Source organism: uncultured Sulfuricurvum sp., from assembly GCF_937936435.1.
Lineage (GTDB): Bacteria > Campylobacterota > Campylobacteria > Campylobacterales > Sulfurimonadaceae > Sulfuricurvum.
Genome location: NZ_CALDDG010000099.1, coordinates 1 through 5,505, shown reverse-complemented (window position 1 = coordinate 5,505; position 5,505 = coordinate 1). Strand labels below are relative to the sequence as shown.

The window sequence follows — 5,505 nt, the reverse complement described above, 5'->3', positions numbered from 1 at the left end:
AATCGTTCCCGCTTTTGTATCGATATCGAGTACGTCACCGGTTTCCATTTGGCTAACATCGGCTTCGATCGGCAATGCACCGGAATCTTCACACGTAGCAAAGAAAATCGGAGCGATGATGCTTCCGATTACGACACCGCCGGTACGTTTATTCGGGATACCGGGGATATCGTCACCCATGTGCCATTGAACCGAGTTAGCGGCAGATTTGCGGCTTGAACCGGTTCCGACAACGTCACCGACGTAAGCGATTTGCATCCCTTTTTCTTTCAACTCAGCGATTTTTGCAATACCTTCAGGCATTTTTGCACTCAACATCGTTGTTGCGTGGAGCGGAATATCTGAACGGGTAAATGCCGCACTCGCAGGAGAGAGGTCATCGGTATTGGTTTCACCCGGGAATTTGAAAACGACTACGCTGAATTTTTCAACAAGAGGCTTTTTAGCGGTAAACCACTCAGCATCGGCCCATGATTGAAGAACTTCTTTTGCGTATTTATTGGTTTTTGAAAGATCAACGATATCGTTAAATGCATCATAAACCAAAAGGGTATGTTTAAGCTCATGTGCCGCTTCGTTTGCGATTGCATCATTGCTAAGTGCATCTATAAGAGGTTTGACGTTGTAGCCTCCGACCATTTTACCGAGAATTTTGATCGCCGCTTTTTTATGATCATCACTGTTGATATCGCTGTTGTCCGCCAAGAAAGCTTTTACTTGGCCTTGGAGTACTTGATGTAAAAATGCAGCCTTAACATGCGCGCCGTCGTCAACACCCGGATTGACACGTTCTGCTAACATTGTTACCAACTCATCGTTTTTGGAACTTTCAGCTGTAATGAGTGCTACTAACTCAGTAACTTGCTCTTTTGTAAGTGGGAATGGAGGTATCCCTTGAGCCGCCCGTTCTGCTACGTGTGCTTTGTATTCGTCCATAAAAGCCATAGTGACTCCTGTGCCAGTTAATTTTCAATGATTATAACAGAAGAAAAAATGAGTTTTGTAATAATGTTACAAAAATACACAATATGAAGGCCAATAAAGTAGATATATGTTTATATTTGTAACACATGTAAAAATAATGGACACTAAAATAGAAATATATAAAACTATAGAAAGAGTAATAAAGTTACAAAAAAAGGAATAAAGACTCTCCGTCAGGAGAATTAAAAAGGGGTTTCGGCAATGATATCGCGGTTGCCTTTAGCATTGGGTGCGGAGAGAATACCGTTATTTTCTAGCTGCTCTATAAGGCGGGCAGAGCGGTTATAGCCGATTTGAAGGCGTCTTTGCAGGTAACTGATAGATGTTTTTTGTTCACTCAGGACAATATTTTTGGCTTCTTCGTACAGCTCATCCACTTCTTCATCGTTCCCGCTTCCCCCGTCTGTTTTCGTGATATCTTCTTTATCGCGTAAAAAACGGCGATCGTATTCCGGCTCGCGCTGCGATTTGAGGAAATCGACCACTTTTTCGATTTCGACTTCGGTACTCCATGGAGCATGCAGACGGACTAGACCACTCATACCCGGAGGGGTAAAGAGCATGTCACCACGTCCTAACAGCGATTCGGCTCCCATACCGTCGAGGATGATTTTACTGTCGATCTTTTGTCCTACTTTATAACTGATACGTGAGGGGAGGTTGGCTTTAATCAATCCGGTGACGACATCGACGCTCGGACGCTGGGTTGCAACGATGAGATGGATACCGCTGGCACGTGCCATTTGAGCTAACCGAGCGATTGAATATTCCACATCTTTACCGCTGGTCATCATCAAATCAGCTAATTCATCGATGATGACGACGATGTATGGGAGGAGATCGCGTTTTTCGACTTTGGCTTTATCGTTATAATTTTCGATATTTTTGGTTCGGGTTTCGCTCATCAGTTGATAACGACGTTCCATTTCATATACCATGTTGTTGAGTGCCGAAGTCGCCACCTGGGGGTTCGTGATAACGGGTGTCAGAAGGTGTGGAATGTCATTATAGATCGAGAATTCCAACATCTTCGGATCGATCATTAGCAGTTTCAGTTGATCCGGAGAATTTTTATATAAAAGGCTCAGAATCATGGAATTGATACCGACACTTTTCCCGCTTCCGGTCGTTCCGGCGATAAGAAGGTGCGGAAGCTTTTTAAGATCGGTGATAAAAGGTTTTCCGACAATATCTTTGCCTAGGATCAGTGTCAATGGAGATGCCGCCTCCTGAAAAAGTTTGCTTTCCAGCATCTCTCTGAGATAGATTGTCTCTACCGATTTGTTCGGAATTTCGATACCGACAACATCTTTTCCTGGGATTGGTGCTTGTATACGTATCGTTTGTGCCCGAAGTGCCATTGCCAAATCATCTTGCAAACCTAGAATTTTTGATACTTTGATATTGGCTGCAGGTTTGAATTCGAAGGTTGAGACGACAGGCCCCGCATAAGTACGGACGACGTCACCCTCGATATTGAAATGGCCCAGTTTTTCGATAAGATCGCGAATTTTATCATCCAGCTCCGCTTCATCCACCAAAGTCTGTTTCTTAGGCGGATTTTGAAAAAAATCGATGGAAGGGAGTTTGAAATTTTTCGGTTTTTCGCTGACTCCTTTGTCAATCTGCTCTAGAAGCATTTTATTTTCTTCCAGTTCATCGACGACAAGTGCATGCTGTTTGCTCTCTTTGACTTTTTTTGCCATACTTAATATCGTCGACTCTTTTGGAGCGTTTTCTTCAGCGACTACTGGCTCGGATAGAAGAGGTGCAACGGTTTGATGCGGGATCGATTCCTGTACCGGCAATACTTGACGGTTTTCAAGCGGAAGATCTTCTTTCTCTACTGCAGCGACGTCTAACGAGAAGGAATCTTCTTCCTCCTCCTCCTCTGTTTGTTGGCTTGCGGAATATGCGGAGAAGTCATCTGCGGAGGGTGTTTGATTATCGGAAATAGGTTCATTCTGCGATTTTTGCACTTTTTTTGGTGTTGGGAGCGGTTTATCCATATACTCTTTAATAGGTTGGGCAAGTTCGGATAGACTTTGTTCCATGACCAAGACAACCGATACGGCCACCATCATCAGCCATAATGTCCATAATCCGAATGTCCCGATATATACGGAGATAAAATCGACGATGACACCTCCGAATGCACCGCGATAGGTTCCTTCTACCACCATCGCCTGAAAAAAGAGGAGGGCAAAAAAAAGGAGAGAAAAAACACCGGCCATTTCCAAACGTCGAACGATAGGACCGTCGTATTTATACCAGTAAAACAAAGGGACCATTAAGAGCAAAAGATAAGTGTAGGCGACATAGCCGAAGACGTATATGTTTGCAGAGGCAAAGGAGGCTCCGTATGCACCGATAATAGATGCATCGCTGATGATAGTGGCTAACCCCAAATAAAATAAAATACCGAACCCGGCAATAAACAGTGTATCGCGTAAAATAGGTAATCCTTGGATAAGTTGTAAAAGTAGATAAATTATAGCAAAAAAGGGGAGAGAAGCCCCTTTTATTGCAGAGTGTTATACATAATTGACGAGAGAGAGCTTGGATACCTTCGAGATGCTAGAGAGCATTGCCTGATAATTGAGGCTGAGTTGCTGCATTCTAAGCGTTGCTTCGGCAATATCTGTATCGATGACGTCGGATTGAAGTGTTTTTGTACTTATGATGAGCATAGAGGTACGATCGGAAGATGCCTGTAATACTTGCGAATACGATCCTGCCTCGGTCTGCATACGGCTGACGTGATCGCTAAGATCGTCGAGCATTTGAATAGCGTTTTGTATCCCGATATTTCTCGGATCAGCTGCATCACTGCCGTTTGCGCGTGTTTTTCCCTCTTCAACGGATTTGATCATCTCTTCGATCTGGGCAAAAAAGTCGGTTTTTGCATCGCGAACGGTTAACGCACTATTTGCATTAAACGTAAAAATGGATCCACCACTTGTTCCCGATGCGGGATAGGTATCCGATCCCGCATCATAGATTGAGAGGGAAGCATTCGTCGAAGGGTTTACTTTATCTTCAAAGACCATACGCCCGGAACTGTCGAGTTGTACCGATGCTTTTGAATTGGATGCCGTGATTGCCGTATCATAGTCGGCGGCTGTATTTGTAGCCGGAAGATTGCCAGTCATTGCCATATTGACGACGTCCATTAGCTGTTGATATGTCATCGAGTCCGCATCTGCTGCCACACGCGGAGTCTGGGTATTGAAAATATCGTAGTTGGTCGTACCGCCGTCTAATGAAAAAGTTGATCCCGCTGTGGCAAGATCGATTTGGGCTGTAAAAGGATTTCCGTTGACATCGGTTCCGTTAATAATCATCTGTTGTCCGTCAAGGGTATTTACCCCGGCAACATCGAGAAGTTTGGTCGTTGCAGTCGCAAAACTGTTGTCATTTTTATTGATTTGAGAAATGTTCGATGTCAGTTTTGAACCGTCTTGTTCAAAATTGGTACGGTCGTAGTTGACTCCTTCTAGCGTATTGCTTACACCTGCCGGAGAAGTGAAACCGCTTTTGGTGAACTCTTTGACATAAAGCCCGGGAGTTGTGACAGCAGCCGTTTCAAAATCAGTCGTGCCGGATTGCAGATTATCGATACTTCCGGCGCTAGCGCCATACATAGCATCTGATATATCGGCGGCGTCACCTGCATTGGTCGAGTCAAAATCGACGGCACCGACCATATGAAAGTCCAGTTTGCTTGAACCCGCTATTTTATCGGTGATTTCTATTTGTCCGTTGGCGTTCAGGGAAACATTTACCTGATTTGCAGTCGGTGAAGCCGTATTTGGATCATAGGCAAGGGCAATTTGATGCATCAAATCATCCATGGTATCATCCATCCCCATTTGGATTTTTGATTTGAAGGTCGTACCGTCGGTACGTGTCCCTTCTACATAGAAATAGGATGAACGGGTTGTGTCGTTGGTTGTATCAGCATCGTTGTCACCCATTAAATCGCGGATTGTGCTGCTGCCTGTAATGTAACTTTCTTCAGATGCACTTCTCGGCGTGTCAGGATTTTGCATAATATCCGGATATAAGTCGTTTAGGCTCATCTGAGCAACGTTTGTAGTGATAGTTCGGGTGATTTTACTCTCTTCGCCTAAAAAGAGTTGTGAACCGCTGATATTGTATTTTTGTTTGACTCCTGAACCCAAAAATGCTTCAAGGTCTTTATCATTACCCTGATACGTTCCATCCGATGAGATAGGCTTAACGGAAGTGGCTGTTCCGGAAAAGAGATATTGCCCGCCTATCGAGGTATTAGCTAACGTTAAAAGGTGGTTTTGCAATCCGCGCAACTCTTTTGCGATAGCTTGCATACTGGTATCGGAGTTCGAATCGGTGGCGGCATTGACCAGTTTAACTTTCATCGATTCAAGTGTTTTTACGATTTCACCGATCGTCGTGTCTGTTTGTGTCGAGACTTTATAGGCACTTTGCGCACTGTTTTTAACCTGTGTCGGCGTCGTGATTTCATCGTCTAAACGGAGG

Annotated in this window: 2 protein-coding genes and 1 pseudogene; all 3 read right to left on the bottom strand. The window is 44.3% G+C overall.

The annotated features are described in order from the left end of the window. Positions 1-945: pseudogene (locus Q0389_RS09625) on the bottom strand (aconitate hydratase B); the annotation flags it as partial. Positions 946-1,166: 221 nt separating this feature from the next. After that, positions 1,167-3,392, bottom strand: a complete 2,226-nt coding sequence (locus Q0389_RS09620) for a DNA translocase FtsK 4TM domain-containing protein (RefSeq protein ID WP_298693774.1) — start codon at positions 3,390-3,392, stop codon at positions 1,167-1,169. A 126-nt stretch (positions 3,393-3,518) separates the two neighbouring features. Beyond that, positions 3,519-5,505, bottom strand: a 1,987-nt coding sequence (locus Q0389_RS09615) for a flagellar biosynthesis protein FlgL (protein WP_298693772.1), incomplete at its 5' end; no start/stop codon positions are given.